The following is an 18,788-nucleotide window of genomic DNA, read 5'->3' on the forward strand; positions in this document are numbered from 1 at the left end:
TTACTGATGCTGCATAGACATTCATGGATGGGAAGCTCCATCCATGAATGTTTATATACTGAGATACTTAACGTGTAAGCGAGTAAAGATCATTGCCATTAGAGTCCATACATTCTTTGTTGTAGAGCTCATAAACAAGATCTTCAATTATCTTTTCGTTGGTCACGGCGTGCTTCTTCGCCAGAATTTCTAAGTATTGGAGAGTTCTATCAGTTAGATAGTAATAATGGTGCTTTCGCCCCTTGTTTTTTTCTCTATGCTTTTTTTGGTACCAAGCATTTGATAACTGAATTTTTATTGCTTTGTAGATGTTAGCATCTTTATCTAATAGGCTATCAAAGATAGCATTGATGACAATACTATACTCTTGAGGGGCCAACGGTTTATAGCTGCTACTATTATGCACTCTGCCATTTTCCTTATCTTGATCCATATAGTTTTTAGCCCATAGGTAAAAACTATCACTATCGAAATTTTTAAAGTGTAATGGCTTTTTACTTAGCACTTTACTGAACCGTTGCTCTATTCTTTCAAGAAGTCGGTTGGATCTTGAATATAAAGGTGAGATGAATAGCATATACAGAAACCTGAAATAATCATTTTGGATCGTACATACGGTACGCCATGAAAGGTCTATATCCGATGACATCGAGTAAAGGGTGAAATACAATAAACGCTTATTCGATTTATAGTCTGAAAGGTCTTTTCCTCGTATATTAAGAGTTTCCTTAAACCGTTTTATACTATCTATAAAATTAAAAACCTCTCTCTCATTAACATTTACATAATTGTCTAGGATCACTTTTCTAATCTCATCGGTATTTTTTAATGTGTTTAATATATTAATAGTGGATTGGTTTAACAGGTCGTCTGTATCACTAAAGTTACTGTTGTAACGGTGCTCCTCATTATCTTTATTCATTAAATGTAGAAGCCAGATCGTATCCTCATCTGTAGATGCTTTAACGAGCTGATTAAGTTCTTTATGAGCTGAGCTTGGGTGCATGATTATCTCCTGCTTACAGTAAGCTTTACATGCAGTTTAGCTAAATGTAGAAGGAGTTTTAGGGGCGTTTTTAGGGAGATTTCAGTTGATTTCCCATTATTTTTTTATAAGATTCGAGTATCGTGTACTAGGGCGATACTATCAGTTTGTACATGTAATCCCATGCCGAATTTCTGTAAGAGATGGAAGGAGTTGTCTTTACTTTGTTGTTCCTTCTCCTATTCAATTTTAATGGAGTTGAATATAATCAGCAAAGTGATATAGCATCGGATAACTTGATATTAAGTAAATACCCATGATTGAAGTAAATCTGCCTGTATATCATAAATGAATATATTAAACTATCGATCATATAGAGGAAATCATATTACTTATAGGTGTTATAGGTTAGGTGTAATGACTTGGTTAATAATACTAATCTATTATTTTAACAACTATGTTATCTATGTGCTTCAAAAATACTTACTACCTTAGAATATAGATTCATACTACCTAAACATAATGTTAAAGCCTTTAGGTAATTAATTACACAGTAGCCACTTCATGTAGCCCTAAACTACAGGTAAGTGAGCATGAAAGTAGAACCTAACCAAAAACAAATTAATGAAGCATCACTATTGATAGATATTGAAAGGTTTGTTCAATCAGGTATGGATTCAACACGACAACCACGATCATTCTATGAAAACTTCACACACCATCTCTTAAACTTCCACCAAGTCTATAACCCTGACTTTAGCTACTCATGCTTAATCGATCAATTTTGTAGTCTGTTGTATGACTATGATCTGAAATATGAAACATCAAGTTCCCTTTACAATCGTTTAAAGCAAACTTCATTTAGAGACTGGCAAAGGTATTTCAATCAAGCTAGAGCTGACCACTTCAATGAAATGCGACAGCATCGTTATAACGAAAGGTTAAATGCCAAAAAGTTAGAGGATCGGTTATGTGAGTTGCAGAGGGATTATTCTGCATTGTTAGTTGTACGGGTGGATTTGGCTTATACAATAAATCCTGATATTGAACAGGTTGATCATGATTTAGAAAAACTAAGAAAAAGAATCAATCGTTCCATTTATGGAGATGACATATTGCTATTGGTCTGGGCATTAGAGCAGGGGGAAAGGAAAGGCTACCATTGCCATGTGGCATTAGTTTTTGATGAGCGTAAGCGCACAAGCGCATGGAGTATAGCTAAGGCAATAGGTGAGCTCTGGGAAGATATTACAGGCGGTGATGGAAGCTATTTTAACTGTCATGATCGTAGATACCTAAAGCAATATGAAGAGCAGGGGATCGTTGGCATTGGAGTGATTTATAGCAAGGTCCCTTATCAAGCAGATAAGATGCGTTCAACAATCTCTTATTTGGCTCGGCCTGAAAAGGAACAATATCTCCGTGTGAAGACCTCTAGGAGGATGCGTACCTTTGGTATGTCACAGCGTTAATTGAAATCATAAACAGATATGTACCATCTAGATGAGAAACATCTTCTCTTTATTGGCTTAGCATCGTACTAAGCCTTTCTTATTCCAGAGGTATCTTATGCAAATCAATTGTCCGTATTGCCATTCAGAGCATGTGATCCGTATTGTACAAAACAGTAATTCACAGGCTGGTACCCCTAGCTTGGCATCATCAGCATCATTTGCAACGATGGGTGCAGCATTATCAAAAACATTACCTGTGTCGCCTCTCATTGGAGGGATAGCAGGGGCCGTGGTCGGTGGTTTGTTAGGTTCAGTATTTGGTTCTGCTTCAACTCAAAATGTGCAATCTTGCTTTCAATGCCAGCATTGTGGGCAGGCTTTCTACTAAGGCAGAACACATAAAATAGGGAGGCGTTGCCTCCCTAAACCATGCATCATGCTGACAATTCTTAAACTCATGTATTGAAGTAATTTAAATCATTCCAATACTTATGAACCAAACTTCCAATCGCCCTGATTTGTTGATACAACCACTTCAATAATTTTATTTCTACCACAGTTGCTTGTATCTACTGACATCATTTGTCCAAAACCAAGTCGTATCGGATTATTTATTTTTTGCAATAAAGGGCAATTGCCACGATTGACTGTGACATTTGAAATGGATACGTCATCAACGAGTGATTGAACTTTGATCATTGTTATAAATGAGTGATGTGGATTTTGTTCTAACGCAATTTTAACTGGAGAGGTTGCAGGAATTGTCGTAGTGGTTTCATTTTGACTTGCAGGGGTATTGCCACGCTCAATGATATTAAAGCAAGTTTCATTTAAGATCGATTCAATATCTGAGGTTTTTTTATTCCATGAAAGTTGTTGGCTATCACAGCCATAGACATCATCCGATTGATTGTCTAAAAAACGGATGTTCCATGTATAAAGAAAAAGATCTTCTGATTGCTGACGTAGGAACTTAACATTATCAACTGAAAAGGCGGTATAGCGATCAGGGTATTTCTGATCAAGAAGGTATTGCAAGGTCTCTTTTCCATAGGTTGCAATATCATTTTTGCCTTGATCAATAAACTTTTGAGAGTCAGATTTATTGGCGTTAATAGCTTCTGTTTGAGTGCTATTTGATGATGCTTTTTCTGTGGATTCATTTTTAGTACAAGCTTGCATGAAACAGGCTGCCAGTAAAGTAATGATGATTTTTTTATTCATGATGATTCCTAAAACATGTACATGCATGGGCTGTGCAGGCAGGGATGTACAGATTCTTATTTAGTTACGGTGGAATGATTGTTATTGATTAGGCTTTAGGTGATTCACCATAGGCATTTGTTGTAGGTTCGCCTTCTTGAGCAGCCCAGAACAGCAATAAAAGTATTCCTACAATGGGTACAAGCGCGATTAACATCCACCAACCTGAACGCCCAATGTCATGTAAACGTCTGACACTGACTGCAATATTTGGTATGAATGTGACGATCATGGCAATGGTTGCCGCATCTTCACTGATAAAGCTAAAGGCTAGGCTCATCAATACACAAAACAGCTCGAAATACCAAAACTCACTGCGTCTAGCACGGCCCTTAAAATCTGCAAACTTTTTAAAGCAGGTCAAAATGGCTTGTTGATAGCTTGTAAGGATACTTTCAACGTTGTTGGCAGTCGCTTTTGTTGAATCATTTGGATTGCCATCAATAAAAGTTGGAGAGGGTATTGGTGTTTTAGTTTGTTGCGGAGTTTCAGGTACAGTCATGAAATCAAGGTAGATACCTGTGGCTTGACCTTCAGCATTTACATCAAAGTCAACTTCATTGCCTCGAACAGGTGCTTGCTGTTCTTTCCATTCACTACCTACAAAGTTATAACGTTTTTGGTCGTTACCCAGAATAACTCCCATATTGGTTTGAATCGTGAAATCTAAAATCTTGCCTTTCATCTTCGTGTCCTTATTTTATGTATTGGAGAGATGTTAGACCTACAGGTAAATTGATCTTGATGAGTATTTACCGTCAGTGTTCAAACATGCTCCAGCTCACAACACAAAGCAGCTTTTATTGTTATTCACATAGACAGTGAATCTCTTTTTTATGGCAGCACAAATCTGACCTGAATCAATAGATAGGGCGGCTGAAAGCTGAAATTGTGGTGTACCAAAAGTGTTGTTATAAATTGAGCGCTTTAATATTAAAAACGTGATAGCTCAATAATTTAGTGTTTTGGGTTTTATCAACGAAGGATAGGGCTGATGCCCAAGGATAAGAATAGAGATTAGTCATGGTTGACTCCTTTGGCTATAAAGAAGTTTCACCGCATCACTGCTAAATAATGGTGGCGAAACGAAAAGGGGTTAGCAGACTGATAGCCAAAGGATCAGCACACCCGAAGGTGTCCCCCTCCCGTTCCGCCGCAGAGGGGACACGCAGGGTCGCCCACCAAAAAGATAAACCTTTTAGTGTGCTTTGGCTGAACGGTCTGCTAAAACCGACTGGCAATGTAGGCCAGCAAGTGAATGATAATCCCTGCATAAGATCACGTCAATTTACTGATACAGAAAAATCAAATGATGAGTCAAAAGAATTTAAATAAATTTCAGATATATACCATCTAAGTGAATGAATGCATTCACATGCATCTCAATGACTTCTCACTTTGGTCTGCTCCCCCAGCAGGCCTTTTTTTATGCACCAAATCTGAAATTGAAACAATTCAAGATTGATCTATTAAAGGAAAAGTTTATGGCACATTTAGTCGAAACAATGGCATTTGTTGGGCAAACACCTTGGCATGGTTTAGGTAATCAACTGACCCAAAACCAACCATTAGAAGTATGGGCACAACAAGCTGGTATGGATTGGCGGATTGAATCCTCCGATGTCAGCTATATGGCACAAAATGAACGTGGGCAAAGCATAATTTTACCGTTTGAAGAACAACGGGTTTTGTATCGCTCGGATACCCATGCACCGCTATCGGTAGTGAGCCAACGCTTTCAGGAAGTCCAGCCGATGGAAATTCTTCATTTCTACAAAGACCTGACTGAACAATCGGGCTTTGAACTGGAAACCGCAGGCGTACTCAAAGGTGGCAAGAAATTCTGGGCATTGGCTAGAACGGGTCAAAGCTCAGCCTTAAAAGGAAAAGATGTCAGCAATGGCTATATTTTGTTGGCAACCGCTTGTGATGGAACGCTGGCAACTACCGCACAATTCACCAGCATTCGAGTCGTCTGCAACAACACTTTGGCGATTGCCTTGAAAGGACAACAAGGCAATGTTGGTGTGGTGAAAGTACCCCACAGTACCAAGTTTGATGCGGAGAAAGTCAAACAGCAACTTGGTATTTCAGTTCGTACGTGGGATGAACACATGTATGAAATGAAACAACTCAGTCAGCGTAAAGTGACTCAACAGGAAGCGGCAGCCTATTTTGATGCAGTGTTTAACAATACCAATCTCAGTATGGCTGAACAAGATGAAAGCATTATTCAGTTTTATCGAAATGCAGCCATGCCAAATCAAACCACCTCATCTAAAGCAGACAATAAAACCGAACCGAACGGACGGGCAATGTCGAAAGTGATGACCATGTTTAATGGACATGGGCGAGGGGCTGAACTCAGTTCTGCTAAGGATACTGCCTATGGATTGCTTTGCTCCATGACCGAGTTCGTTGATCATGAAAGACGTGCTATGAGCACAGATCATCGTTTAGATTCAGCTTGGTTTGGTGCAGGTGCAGCCATTAAGCAACGTGCGTTAGAACAAGCCCTTAGACTCACTGCTTAAATGCTTTAGCCTAAGCAGAACATAACCTTAATTTAATTTTATTGAGCTGCATCTTTGGATGCAGCTTTTTTATGCCGCCAATTCCATTTTTACCCGACTTTTATATTAATGCAGGAATAATCATGAACTCGAATATCCAGATTCAAAACACTTTGAACAATCCGCCGCTACAACATTATTTACCTAACCTCAATCAACCCAATCAGCAGGTTGAAGTGGGAACCAGAACCAAGCGAGAGCGACCGAACACACAGCCACGCAAAACCAAATCGCCCACAGCCAAACGCCTAGCCAACACCAAACAGTTGAATTACCAACAATGGTTAGAAGTCAGAAAACAGGGCATTGGCAGCAGTGATGCAGCAACCGCTTGTGGGCTCAATCCTTACATGAGTATGTTGGAACTGTGGATGATTAAAACAGGACGGATGCAACAAAACATCGAAGATGAAAGCCCAGGCTATGCACCTTTGTACTGGGGCAAACAACTTGAACCATTGGTCGCTGAATATTACAGCATGCACACCAACAATAAGGTGCGTCGAGTCAATGCTGTGCTACAACATCCTGATGTAGATAAACACTTTATGTTGGCGAATTTGGATTATGCCGTGGTGTGCAATGACGAAGTTCAGATTTTAGAGTGTAAAACCGTAGGTGAATATGGTGCAAAGTTATGGCGAGACGGTGTGCCTTTATATGTGCTGTGTCAGGTACAACATCAGTTAGCCGTGACAGGCAAACAAGCAGCACATATTTGTGTCTTGATCTGTGGACATGAAAGCAAGATATTTAAGGTCACACGCAACGAAACTGTAATTCAGCACATCATTAATGCCGAACGTCACTTTTGGCAATGTGTTGAGTCGGGTATTCCACCCAGTGTCGATGCTTCTGATTCAGCAGCCAAAGCCTTGCAGCAACTCTACCCTGAGCAAATTCCATTATCAGTAGAAGACCTCAGCCAAAATGAACAAGCTAACTATCTATTTAACCAGTTGTTAGAGGAGCGGCATAAGGTTGAACAACATCAACAGTATTTTGATGAACTGAAACATCAATTACAAATGCTGATGAAAGATGCAGAGCGAGCGGTATTTACAGGTGGTTCTGTCACTTGGAAGAAATCACAAGACTCAATCAGCCTAGACAGCAAATCTCTTCTTAAACAGCATCCTGAATATCTACAGCAGTTTCCACAAACCAAAGTAGGAACACGAAGATTTCAAATTTATCTGAATGGTGGATAAAGTGACCTAAGAGTTCCTCCAAATTCAAAAACGACAAAAGCCGCCCCTGTTCTTCCCGAGGGAAGAACAATATGGACGGGCTTTTGCTGATCGATCACATCTATTTATTCAATATTTCCAACGTTTCACATAAAGCAGTGAATCAGTAAGAAAATACGAGAGGACATACCTATGATTAAAGGTTTAGCTATTACCCCACCTGTGTTAGGTCGTATCAGTATCGGCAAGATCGTAGAAAAGAACGGTAAACGACTGCCTGAAAAGGATGACCAATTTACTATTACTAGCCAAATCCAAAATAAGGATGGTTGGGTCAAACATCCACTGGATGAACAACTACGTGCTAAAGCACCGAATCAAAACCAAAAATTGAGAAGCATTCCAGTCCGTATGATCTTTAACGATCCTGAGCTAAATCTACGGGCAGAGTACAGCCTATTTGATCGTCAGACTGGACGCTTGATCTGCTCAGGTAATGGAGAAACTTGTCAGCGATTGGGACAAAACGGCATTGAACAACATCCATGTCTATCGCCTGACTTATGTCCACTGGCACAAGGTGGGCTGTGCAAACCCTATGGCAGACTCTATGTGAATTTGGATGAATCGGATGAATTTGGCACATTCATCTTTAGAACCACAGGCTTTAACAGTATTCGGACACTGGCAGCACGGCTAAGTTATTACCATGCAGCTTCAGGTGATTTGCTTTCATGCTTGCCATTGCAACTGACTTTAAGAGGTAAAAGCACTACACAAAGTTATCGTACCCCAATCTATTACGTGGACTTGACCTTACGTGATGGAGTGAACTTAAGTGAAGCCATTGCTTCAGCTAAACAGATGGATGAACAAAGCAAGGCAGCAGGGTTTTATCAGGAGGCGTTAGATCATGTGGCACGGCAGGGTTATGGCAATGCCAGTTTTGAAGTGGGAGGTGAAGAGGGGTTGGATATTGTTGAAGAGTTTTATGCAGATGAACCAAAACCAGAGCAACATCAGCAAATGCATGACCTGAGCCATGTTCAGGATATCCAGAAAGGGTTACAGCAGTCAGTGCAGGCTTTGAATTAAATTAAAGAAGGAGAACTATGTTCTCCTTCTATTATGGCTAAGCCCCTTTTTTTATTTATAACTCGCTCAAAGGAGTTTAAATTTTTGACGAAATTAAATAGAGCATACGAGTCTGTATAATAAATATGCACTTGATAATGATTTTCATTTTGTTTATTGATTATCATGGAGATTGTGTATAAATTTCGTATCAATTTAGATTGATCTCTATTAATTAACTCAGATGAATAAAAATATATTGTTGGGATGTGTACTGAGCTACATTCCAGTTTATAGCTATGCATTAGAAGATATTTCACTTCCAGAAGTGATTAGACAAGATCAACGTTTAAATGAGCTAAAGAAGCAACTTTTAGAGCAAGAACCACAACTCAGTCCTCAACAAAATAAATCGACCAGTTACACAGTCAAAGATATTGTTGTAGAAGAAGCACCTTGTTTCCCGATTAAACAAGTTACACTTTCAATTCAAAATAATCATGACGATCAATATCAGCCTAAAGATTTCTCCTATTTATTAAAACCATTGAATAATCACAAAAAAGGAATTATTGGTAAGTGTATAGGTACGCAAAGCCTACAAAATTTAGTTCGATATTCCCAAAATGAATTGCTTAAAAAAGGCATGATTACGACTCAAATTACAGCGCAACCACAAGACTTGAATACAGGCATTTTAGAGCTACAACTTGAACTAGGTCGACTACATAAAATCATTAGACAAAATGAACAACCTTCAAAATTAGAACTTTATTCGGCTTTGCCATTCAAAGAACAAGATGTGCTCAATTTAAGACAATTAGATCAAGGTTTAGAGAATTTGAAGCGTACGTCAAATCGTACTTTGGATATTCAAATTGTTCCTGCAAGTGATCAGAATCATTCAGAACTCACTGGTTATAGTGATTTATTAATCAAAGCAGAACCTTTAAAAAAGCTGAGTTTAAATATTGGGGTTGATGATTCTGGTAGTGAAAATACGGGGAAATATATCGGTAATATTGGTATTGGTGTAAACAGTCCACTCTATCTTAATGATGCATTCAACTTAAATTTTAGTCACTCACTAGATGATTGGCATAAAGATAGAAACCAAAACTATTTTATTAGTTATCAAGTTCCTGTTCGAAACTATGATTTCAGTGCTAGCTTCAATCAATCTGAATACGATCAATATGTCGCGGGTTACAATGCCCCAATTCTATACAGTGGAAAAACCCAACAAACCAATTTGACATTATCACGGCTTTTAAGTCGTGGGAGTCATTACAAAACAAGTCTCTATGCGAAGGCTTACCATAAACGAAGCCAAAATTTTATTGAAAACATTGAAGTGACTGTACAGCGTCGACAAACCTCGGGCTGGTATCTCGGATTACAACATCGACAATATTTAGGTGTAGCCTCATTAGATTTTGATTTGGATTATCGACATGGTACGGGAGCTTTTGATGCCCAACCAGCGGCTGAAGAACAGATTCGTGACATCTATGGAAATTTGCTTCCATCAGAAGGTTACGCACGTGCGCCACTTTGGAGTGCTAACCTCCGATTAAATTACCCAATGCAAATCTTAGAGCATCCAGTGCAATACCGTTTGAGCTGGAAAGGTCAATATGCACCCAAAATTCTAGTCCCTCAAGATCGTTTTTATATTGGAGGACGATATAGCGTCAGAGGATTCGATGGAAACATTATGCTATCGGGTGACAACGGGCACTACTTACAGCAAGAGATGAGCTTTGGCTCCCCAATTCCCAACACACAATTTTATCTCGGTATTGATCAAGGTTGGGTCAATGGTCGCAACAGTATTCCAAACAATAGACATCTACTGGGGAGTGTCTTTGGACTACGGAGTTATTACCAAGGCATCTACTTGGATGCATTTACAGGGCATGGACTCATTGCACCTAAAAGTTTGAAAAAAGATTGGGTAGCTGGTTTTAGCCTGAGTTACGCCTACTAAACCATATTCCAGATTTATTAAATATCCATTTTAAAATATAGCAGAACTGATATGAACAAGAACCGTTACCGTATTATCTATAACAAAGCTCGCCAAATGTTTATGGCTGTTGCAGAAAATGCCAAGAGTCAAACAAAAACTTCGGGGCAATCTACAAGCTCAGTAGCAACACCTACATCAGAAGAGTCTTTCCATCAACTTTGGCATGTAAAAGCTTTAGTCGCTAGTATGAGTTTATGGATGCCACTCTCTACAGTTTATGCTGGGATGATGGCGGATACAGGAGCGAATGCGGCAAATCGACCTGTTATTGGAGTGGGTCAAGATGCACAAAAGCAGAATGTGCCTGTTATTAATATTCAAACACCCAATGCAAGTGGTGTATCACACAACATCTATAAAGAATTTGATGTGCCTACTCAAGGTGCCGTATTAAACAATAGTCGCACAGGTGCAGCTTCAAGCATTGTGGGAAGTGTCGCAGCCAACCCATATTTACAAACAGGTGAAGCGCGTATCATCTTGAATGAAGTCAATTCAGCAATTGCTTCTAAGTTCGAGGGCAATCTTGAAATTGCAGGGCAACAAGCTGATCTGATTATTGCTAACCCAGCAGGAATTAATATCAAAGGTGGTGGCTTTATCAATGCCAATAAAGCCATTCTTACAACAGGAAAACCACAGCTTAATGCAGATGGATCGATTAAAGAATTTGTAGTTGATCAAGGAAAAATTACAGTTTCAGCAAATGCAGGTTCAAATCTTGGTTTAGGTGGTGCAACGAATAATAATGCTAACTATATTGATCTGTACACCAGAGCACTAGAACTGAATGCGCAACTCTTTGCAAAAAATGACATTCAGGTCATCACTGGGACGAATACGATTAGTGCTGATTTAAATAAAGTAGAAAATAAAACCTCAACTGCTACTGCACCAACAGTTGCAATCGATGTAAAAGCCTTAGGTGGGATGTATGCAAACAATATTTACATGGTTGGTACAGAAAAAGGCTTAGGTGTAAATAACGCTGGTACATTACAAGCTGTAAATAATCTTGTCATCACTAGTGCAGGTAAGATTGAACATAGCGGTTTAATCAGTTCAACCAGTAAAACACAAGGCTTGGTGAGTATAACGACATCTGAGACTGGTGCTGCGGGAGATATCAATTCATCAGGCAGTATCAACAGTAATAGCATGCTGAATATCGATTCAGCAAACAACTTAAACGTCAATGCCAAAGATATTTTGATTAACTATGGTGGTGTTGCATCATCTCCAATGCTAATTAACGCCAAAGGTAATTTAAATTTGGCAGCTAACACCCGAATTATGAATGATTCCGTAGGTGGTGATTTATTTGTTGACGCGGCAAATATCAATTTAGGCACGAGTTCAGAACTGAAAAGTAATCGTGGCTCTGCAACCATTCAAGCACAGCAAGATTTGACATCAAGCGCAAGTGCTCGACTTATTGCAGCTCAAGACTTGAATGTACTTGGTAAAGGAAAATTATCATTTACCAATACACTATTACACGCATCATTGGGTTCAATTAATTTACAATCAGGCTCATCAAACACCCAAGGTTTGATTGATATCCAAGCAGGAACAATCAATGCTGCAAAAGATCTCAATTTATCGAGTTCAGGTGATATTAACTTAAAGAATTTAGGTCTTGCGGTTGAGAACTCTGTAAGTCGAGTTAAGAATATTAATGCTTATAGTGGACAGAATTTAAAGTGGGACAATACAAATATTGCTTTACCTCAAATTGCAGGTAAAGTTCAGTTAGATGCTGCAAATCAACTGGATTTGATTGGAAATTCCATTTTAAATCAAGATGATATTAATTTACAAGCGAATAAGATTAATTTAAATACTGCACTCACATCTCAAAAGAATATCAATATCACAGCTAAGACTAGTGATCTTATATTAAATAGAGGATTAACAGCACAAGGGGATATTAATGTTTCTGCATTGGCTGGGAATATTAATGCGAATAGTTTGAATGTAGTATCAAATCAAGGAAAGCTCTCCATCCTTGCACAAAAAGATATTACTCTAACCTCCTTACAAGAAACGACACCGACTCCTTCGGCTGACAAAGATCAGGTTACAACAAAACAAGCTATTCTAAAAGCAGAGAAAGGCATTACGATTGGCTCATTGGGTGAAGGTAAACTGGCATTAAAAGCAGTTGAATTAACAGCAAACCAAGGAACAATTCAGCTTCTCGGTAAGAATGGAGTAAATTTAGAAGGCAATGAAGATATTTATATTACAGGAGATACAGGCCGATCACGGATTGTAAATACCAAGTTAACCGCACAAGAGATTTTATTAGAAAACAAAAAATCAGACGTCAATCTAAAACAAACAAACTTACTTGCGACTACAGGCAATATTGCGGTTAGTAGTGAAGGTGAAACAAAGTTAGTTGGTACTAATCTAAAAGCAAGTGGCAATATAGAGTTATCGGCAAAGAAAAATTTAACCATACAATCTACGAATGCTGTAGCTGATAAACATATGGCATTAAATGCTAAAAATTTAATATATATCAGTTCAGAGTTAGACTCACCTTATACCAATTATATTGCAAACTCTCAGACAAATTTAACAGCCCAAGGCGTCCTTTCAATGATTAGTGGATCTAGTCATGTGACGCATAATGCAAATTATACGGGTGGTGCGATCCTGTTAGAAGCAGGTAGTTTCTTAATGGGGCTATCGAATGTACAGTTTAATGCAACAGGTAGTGATCTACTTAGAAATGACACTAAGTTAAATAGTTTAAATGGTGACCTTAGTATTCTTCAAACAACAAATGACCTCATTTTAGATCCAAAAAAACAAAAATTTACAGCATTCGGAGATATGGATTTTACAGCTAAAGCTGGTGCAGTTAAATTGTTAGGTTATGGGGGAACAGCAGGGAATGGATCAGAACAAATTGTTAAATTGAACTCAGCAACTGGTGGAATAAATTTAGCAGGTAAATCAGTTGAGTTACAGGGCGCTAGCGTAACAGCAGCTAAAGATATTTCGATTGTATCGACGGGCGGTGATCTGATTGTGGATGGAGTAAAAAATATACTCACAAATCAGGTAGCTAATAGTGAAAGTGTAGTTAGAATAAAATCTAAAAATCAGAATATTTTAAATCAAATTGAGAAACTGAAGACCCCAGATATTTCTAAAGATTATGAAGTATTAATCAATCTATATAATGAAGCTTATCCTTTTGCTTTAAGTAATGAAGCAGTAATAGATAAAAAGATTAAGTTTGATAAAGCTTATACAGATTTTCTTGTTAAATATCCTGCTTTAGAGCCTAAGTCGTATGTTTGGGAGGGGGAGAAGAAGTTTTTTCCTTTCAATAGTGTAGTTTGGGAACCTACACCAGACAGTCTTGGTATGTGGAGACCATGGCCAGCAGGCTTATATGATAATTTTGCGGCTATCTATTCTGAAACAGATATTCAAAATTTAAGAAATGAAATCAATTTTTATAATAGTAGATCAAATGGTTATGAGCATAAAGGCTCAGATATTGTTAGTGCGACAGGTAATATTAATCTAGTCTCTAAACAAGGTGTCAGTATTAGTGGTGCAACTATAGATGCAAAAAAAGGTTCCGTTCTGATTGAAGCGGCTGGAACATTAGCTAACCAAGAACATCAAATTCAGGGGGAATATAAAAGTGATAAGCTAAACAGTGTCAAGCAAGGAAAAATTAAAGGAAGTATCATCATTGATGCAACCCAAGACTCTTATGAAATTGGTCAAGCGACCGATGAAAATTATAACTGGCGTAGTCCAATAAATTCGACATCAATAAATGGTGATAAAGGCGTAAAAATCAAGGCAACAGGTGAGACAGCAACTGATAATCTAATATTACAAGGTGTTGGTATTACATCGAATAATGGTAATGTTGATGTTGAAGCCTATAAAAATATTATCTTTGATGTTGCTGTTGAAAACAGCTATGACAAGAGTAAGAAAACAGAAACCAAACGCAAATGGTATGGGAAGAAAAAGACAATAACAACAATAACAACTGCTGAGCGTGTTGGTGGTGTTTCTGTTGATATTGAAGCAAAAAATATCAATATTAAAAGTAAAGAGCCTAAAGTAGGTGAACAAACAGGGCCTCATCGTACAAGTATAGATATGTATTCTAGTCAATTAACTGCAAATGGTGGTAAGGTTACGATTTTAGCGGGCGGAGATATTAACCTTTTAACTGCTGATAATATTTCAAAAGATACCCTTGATATTAGTAAAAGTAGTTCGTGGGCTGGCATTAAACTTAATAAATCTAAATATACCAGCACCCGAAATATCAAATCAGAGTTACCTGCTGTTTTAGAAGCAAGTTATATCGGTGCTCAAGCAGATGGTAGTATTATTTTAAAAGGCACTGAATTTAATTATTTAGAAAGTGCTGAGATCAAGGCGGGTGAGACAATTTCGTTGCTAACAGCATCGAAACTTGTAGAGGAAACTCTGAATAAAAAAAGTAACAGTGTTGTTTGGCAGTCTATGCAAGATAAGGGATCAATCACTGAAACAGCAAAATTACCAAGTTTTAATGGGCCTACTACACCTGTTTTTCAAGCGGCTGGTGGTTTAATTGTACAAGTACCTGTTGGTGAAAAAAATCAAAATAAGGTTGAACTTCGTGATGAGATTATGAAGTTGGCAAATCAGCCAGGAAATGCCTATTTAAAAGATTTTGTGAATAGGAAAGATGTTGATTGGCAAAAGGTTATTCTCGCGCAAAAAGATTGGGACTATAAATCACAAGGTTTGACGGCTGCTGGTGCTGCAATTTTAGCAATTGTTGTAGCAATTGCCACTGCTGGAGCTGGAGCTGCTGCACTAGGGACAACGACAACTCTCGCAGGAGGTGGAACAGTTACTACTTTTGGCGGAATTACATTAGCAACAACCGCCGCAGGTGGTGCGACAACTTTTACCGCTGCTGGAGCTATGATTAATGCTGCTGTAACTTCAATCGCAACTCAAGCTTCAGTTGGTTTAGTAAATAACCAAGGTAATGTTTCTAAAACCTTAAAGGATTTAGGAAGTAAGGAAAATATTAAAAGTTTAGCTACATCAATAGCTACAGCTGGTGTTTTGAGTCAGTTAGCAGATACAAAAATAATGCAAGATATTAATGGTCTTACTAAAACTGGTAGTTTTGTTACCGATTTAACAGCAAGGACAACACAAGGAGTCATGAATGCTGGAGCAACTACCCTTGTAGATTTTGCAATAAATGGAGGGAGTTTAAGTGAAAAGCTATCAACAGCTTTGTTGTTGAACACAGCCAATTCTCTGCAAGGGGCTTTATCAGTACAAATTAAAGGTTTAGAAAATTCTGATTATTTATTACATAAAATAGCACATGCAGCCGCAGGCTGTGTTTCAGCGATAGTTGCCAAAGCTAATTGTGAGGCTGGAGCTATTGGAGCTGCTGTTGGTGAAATTGTTGCTGAGGAAATGGATCGTTCAATTGGTGATCAGAACTTTAAAACTGATCAAGACATTTTGGATTATCAGCAAAAGGTAAGAAGTGTTTCTAAATTAGTTGCGGGAACTATTGCTGGATTAACTGGTTATGATGTTAATACTGCTGCAAATACAGCAGAAATCGCGATTGCTAATAATCGTCAATTAAGACAATCAGAAGTGAAGAGAATTGAATTATTAGCAAAAGGGAATGCTAATCAACAAGCTCGTTTAAGTATAGCTGCATGCGCAATGGTGAAATGTGCAGAAGGCTATGAGGGAACCACTGAATACTCATTCTTAAAAGCAATTCAAGATGCGGGATTATCTGACACCTTTAAGGTAGAAAGAGATTTACTTGTTAAGCAAAATTTTCGTGTTAGCACAGGTGGGTTTGTTAATATAGATAAGCAACTATTTGATTATACATTATTAGATAGAGGTACTGATAAACTCACATCAATCTACAATCCTTTAGATCGTGACTATAAAATAACAAATCGTGCCACTGGTATTCTCATGGTCGCTGGCGGTGCGACAGGTGTAACTGGTTCTACAGCACTTGGATCTACCTGTATTACTGGAGCAGGATGTGTTTTAGCTTTAGGCGGTTTTGTTGCTTCTGCTGACTTAACTGTAACTGGTTTAAACCAGACTTTATATGGTAAACCATCTAATACCTTAGGTGCTCAAGCGATAAGTGCAACTACTGGTCTCAGTTTAAATCAATCGGAATTAGTATATGGTCTATTAGGGCTAGCATCTGTAACTAATGCTGTTAGAAGTAGTGCTAAAGAAGCTGTAACAGAAGGTCGAGTACTTGTAAATAAACCAGTTGCAAGTTGTACAAATGGTACGACCTGCTTTGTAGCAGGGACATTAATTGAAACAGAACAAGGATTAAAACCAATTGAAAGTTTTGTTGGTGGAGAGTTGGTTTGGTCAAAAAGCGATAAAGATTTTACTTACCATTATCAACCTGTTGTTGCAACGAAAGTAACACACAATCAGCCTATTTATGAAATTATTGTTGAGAATGATTTCGGTGTTAGAGAAACATTCCTTACCACTGAAGAGCATCCTTTCTGGGTTAAAGATGTCGGTTGGCAAAAAGCTTCGATTTTAAGACATGGCAACATACTCTTGGATCGGAACAATAAAGATATCAAGGTTATAAGTCAGGTATTACTGGCGAAACTTGATACTGTTTATAATATTGAGGTTGATCATTACCATACCTATCATGTAGGTCAACTAGGAATATGGGTCCATAATGCAAATTGCTGTGACTTGGTATATCAGAATATTGTCAAAGAAACCAAATATGGTGTGATTAGCAATCGAAAATTAGATCGGAATGCGATTGAGCTTGATCTCACTTCTACAACAAGTAATCAAGCAAAGCAGATTGCTCAAAAAGGTGATCCATTAGGCGCAAAAACAGAAGTTTTATTCGAGAATGTAGTAAAAGAGCAGGGTGGGAAAGTATTATCGGGTGGGAAATATGGAAGCAACAATGGTTATGATCATGTGATTGTGTTTAAAGATGCCCAAGGTAATATAAATTTGACCATGGTTGTTGATAGTAAACAGTTAGGTCAAAAAGGGATTAAGTTAGATCCTAAGGCTGCTGGTGGTAACATGCAGATGTCAGGTGAATGGGATGCTGCTGTTCTTGCTAAATTAGACAAAAATAGTGAAGCATACAAAGCGATTATAGTTGCGCAAAAAAATGGAACATTAGTAAAGGGTGCAGCCTACGTTGATAAAAGTACAGAAAAGCTGATGCTAGTACGAATTGATCCAACGACGAAAAAATAATTGAGAGATAAATTATGAATAGTGTAAAAGTAAATCATTCTGAAGCCTATCAAAAAGCTTTAGCACATGTAATTCAGCATGCAGCATTTAATGAAGATACTATTGAGTTCGTGGATTATGTTACAAATCAAAAGGGTAATGTAGTATTTTGCACTAGAATGTTAGGGAACTATGCTGAAGCGAACGCAATGGTATCTTGGTTTCGGGATAGTGATTTAGTGGCTTTTAAACAGTGGTGTTTTATTGCAGCTAAACTGAATCGTATGGTGTTTCAGTTTGATGTTATAGAATGGTTTCCTGCCTATAAACATTTATATGCTTTATTATCAGATAACGAAGAAATCATTTCTTGGTATAGTCAGCATAAAGTATCTTATGATCGACAAGGCTCAATTAAAGACCGTGATAATCCACGGAAACCAGACTTTCATGGTTATCAATTGATCTTGGCTCTTAATAATGAATGGGAACTTTTACGGGAGCGTTGCGAATTAATTTTAAGCACCGAGCTAAAAAAGGATCGTAAATACTTAATAGACCATCGTTTTTATCTTGCATTGGCAAATGGAGATAAAACAGAAATGGAAAGCGTATTAACAGAATTAACTAGCCCTAAAATATCAAAGATTCGTAATCATGAATTTGCTTTTACCTTTACAGAGCATTTTATTTCCACATTTGCGGTAATTTATGCAAAATTGGCTTGGAGAAATGGTTATCAGCTTGATATAGATACCCCATGGATACCGAAAGAATGGTTACCTATACAATCATTGGATGAATATCCTGAGCCATGGGATTTCATGAAAGACTTTGATCTTTGGACACCGTTCGATGAGGAATATGTAGATTGGTCGCCTAAAAGTAATTAATAGAGATTAAAGAGAGTCCAAATGGACTCTCTTAATA

At 38.0% G+C, this 18,788-nt stretch carries 11 protein-coding genes; 8 read left to right on the plus strand and 3 right to left on the minus strand.

Annotated features, from left to right (window positions below; translation table 11 throughout):
* Positions 1-67 precede the first annotated feature (67 nt).
* Positions 68-1,006, minus strand: a complete 939-nt coding sequence (locus MMP60_RS04180) for a hypothetical protein (protein WP_241335101.1) — start codon at positions 1,004-1,006, stop codon at positions 68-70.
* Between the two features lie 572 nt (positions 1,007-1,578).
* On the opposite strand from MMP60_RS04180, the gene MMP60_RS04185 reads away from it, so the two are divergent.
* Complete coding sequence (locus MMP60_RS04185; RefSeq protein WP_241335102.1) at positions 1,579-2,457, plus strand: inovirus-type Gp2 protein; 879 nt, start codon at positions 1,579-1,581, stop codon at positions 2,455-2,457.
* A 97-nt stretch (positions 2,458-2,554) separates the two neighbouring features.
* Positions 2,555-2,827: a hypothetical protein gene (locus MMP60_RS04190; RefSeq protein ID WP_241335103.1), complete on the plus strand. Its 273-nt coding sequence runs from the start codon at positions 2,555-2,557 to the stop codon at positions 2,825-2,827.
* Positions 2,828-2,928: 101 nt separating this feature from the next.
* Here MMP60_RS04190 and MMP60_RS04195 read toward each other — a convergent pair whose 3' ends face one another.
* Both MMP60_RS04195 and MMP60_RS04200 read right to left on the minus strand, forming a co-directional pair.
* Positions 2,929-3,663 (minus strand): hypothetical protein, encoded by a 735-nt coding sequence (locus MMP60_RS04195; protein WP_241335104.1) that lies wholly within the window; start codon positions 3,661-3,663, stop codon positions 2,929-2,931.
* Positions 3,664-3,751: 88 nt separating this feature from the next.
* Complete coding sequence (locus tag MMP60_RS04200) at positions 3,752-4,387, minus strand: DUF805 domain-containing protein (RefSeq protein ID WP_241335105.1); 636 nt, start codon at positions 4,385-4,387, stop codon at positions 3,752-3,754.
* A 799-nt stretch (positions 4,388-5,186) separates the two neighbouring features.
* On the opposite strand from MMP60_RS04200, the gene MMP60_RS04205 reads away from it, so the two are divergent.
* From MMP60_RS04205 to MMP60_RS04230, 6 genes are all read left to right on the plus strand, one after another.
* A complete protein-coding gene (locus MMP60_RS04205) occupies positions 5,187-6,236 on the plus strand; it encodes a DUF932 domain-containing protein (protein WP_225761761.1) in 1,050 nt (349 codons plus the stop codon).
* Between the two features lie 122 nt (positions 6,237-6,358).
* Complete coding sequence (locus tag MMP60_RS04210; RefSeq protein WP_241335106.1) at positions 6,359-7,486, plus strand: lambda-exonuclease family protein; 1,128 nt, start codon at positions 6,359-6,361, stop codon at positions 7,484-7,486.
* A 171-nt stretch (positions 7,487-7,657) separates the two neighbouring features.
* Positions 7,658-8,560: a hydrolase or metal-binding protein gene (locus MMP60_RS04215; protein WP_241335107.1), complete on the plus strand. Its 903-nt coding sequence runs from the start codon at positions 7,658-7,660 to the stop codon at positions 8,558-8,560.
* Positions 8,561-8,783: 223 nt separating this feature from the next.
* Positions 8,784-10,529: a ShlB/FhaC/HecB family hemolysin secretion/activation protein gene (locus MMP60_RS04220; protein ID WP_241335108.1), complete on the plus strand. Its 1,746-nt coding sequence runs from the start codon at positions 8,784-8,786 to the stop codon at positions 10,527-10,529.
* A gap of 51 nt (positions 10,530-10,580) precedes the next feature.
* Positions 10,581-17,879: a DUF637 domain-containing protein gene (locus MMP60_RS04225; protein WP_241335109.1), complete on the plus strand. Its 7,299-nt coding sequence runs from the start codon at positions 10,581-10,583 to the stop codon at positions 17,877-17,879.
* Positions 17,880-17,893: 14 nt separating this feature from the next.
* The gene (locus tag MMP60_RS04230) at positions 17,894-18,751 is read left to right on the plus strand and encodes an Imm49 family immunity protein (RefSeq protein WP_241335110.1); all 858 of its coding nucleotides are present in this window, start codon (positions 17,894-17,896) and stop codon (positions 18,749-18,751) included.
* Positions 18,752-18,788: the final 37 nt, after the last annotated feature.

This window comes from Acinetobacter sp. ANC 4805, from assembly GCF_022549495.1.
GTDB lineage: Bacteria > Pseudomonadota > Gammaproteobacteria > Pseudomonadales > Moraxellaceae > Acinetobacter.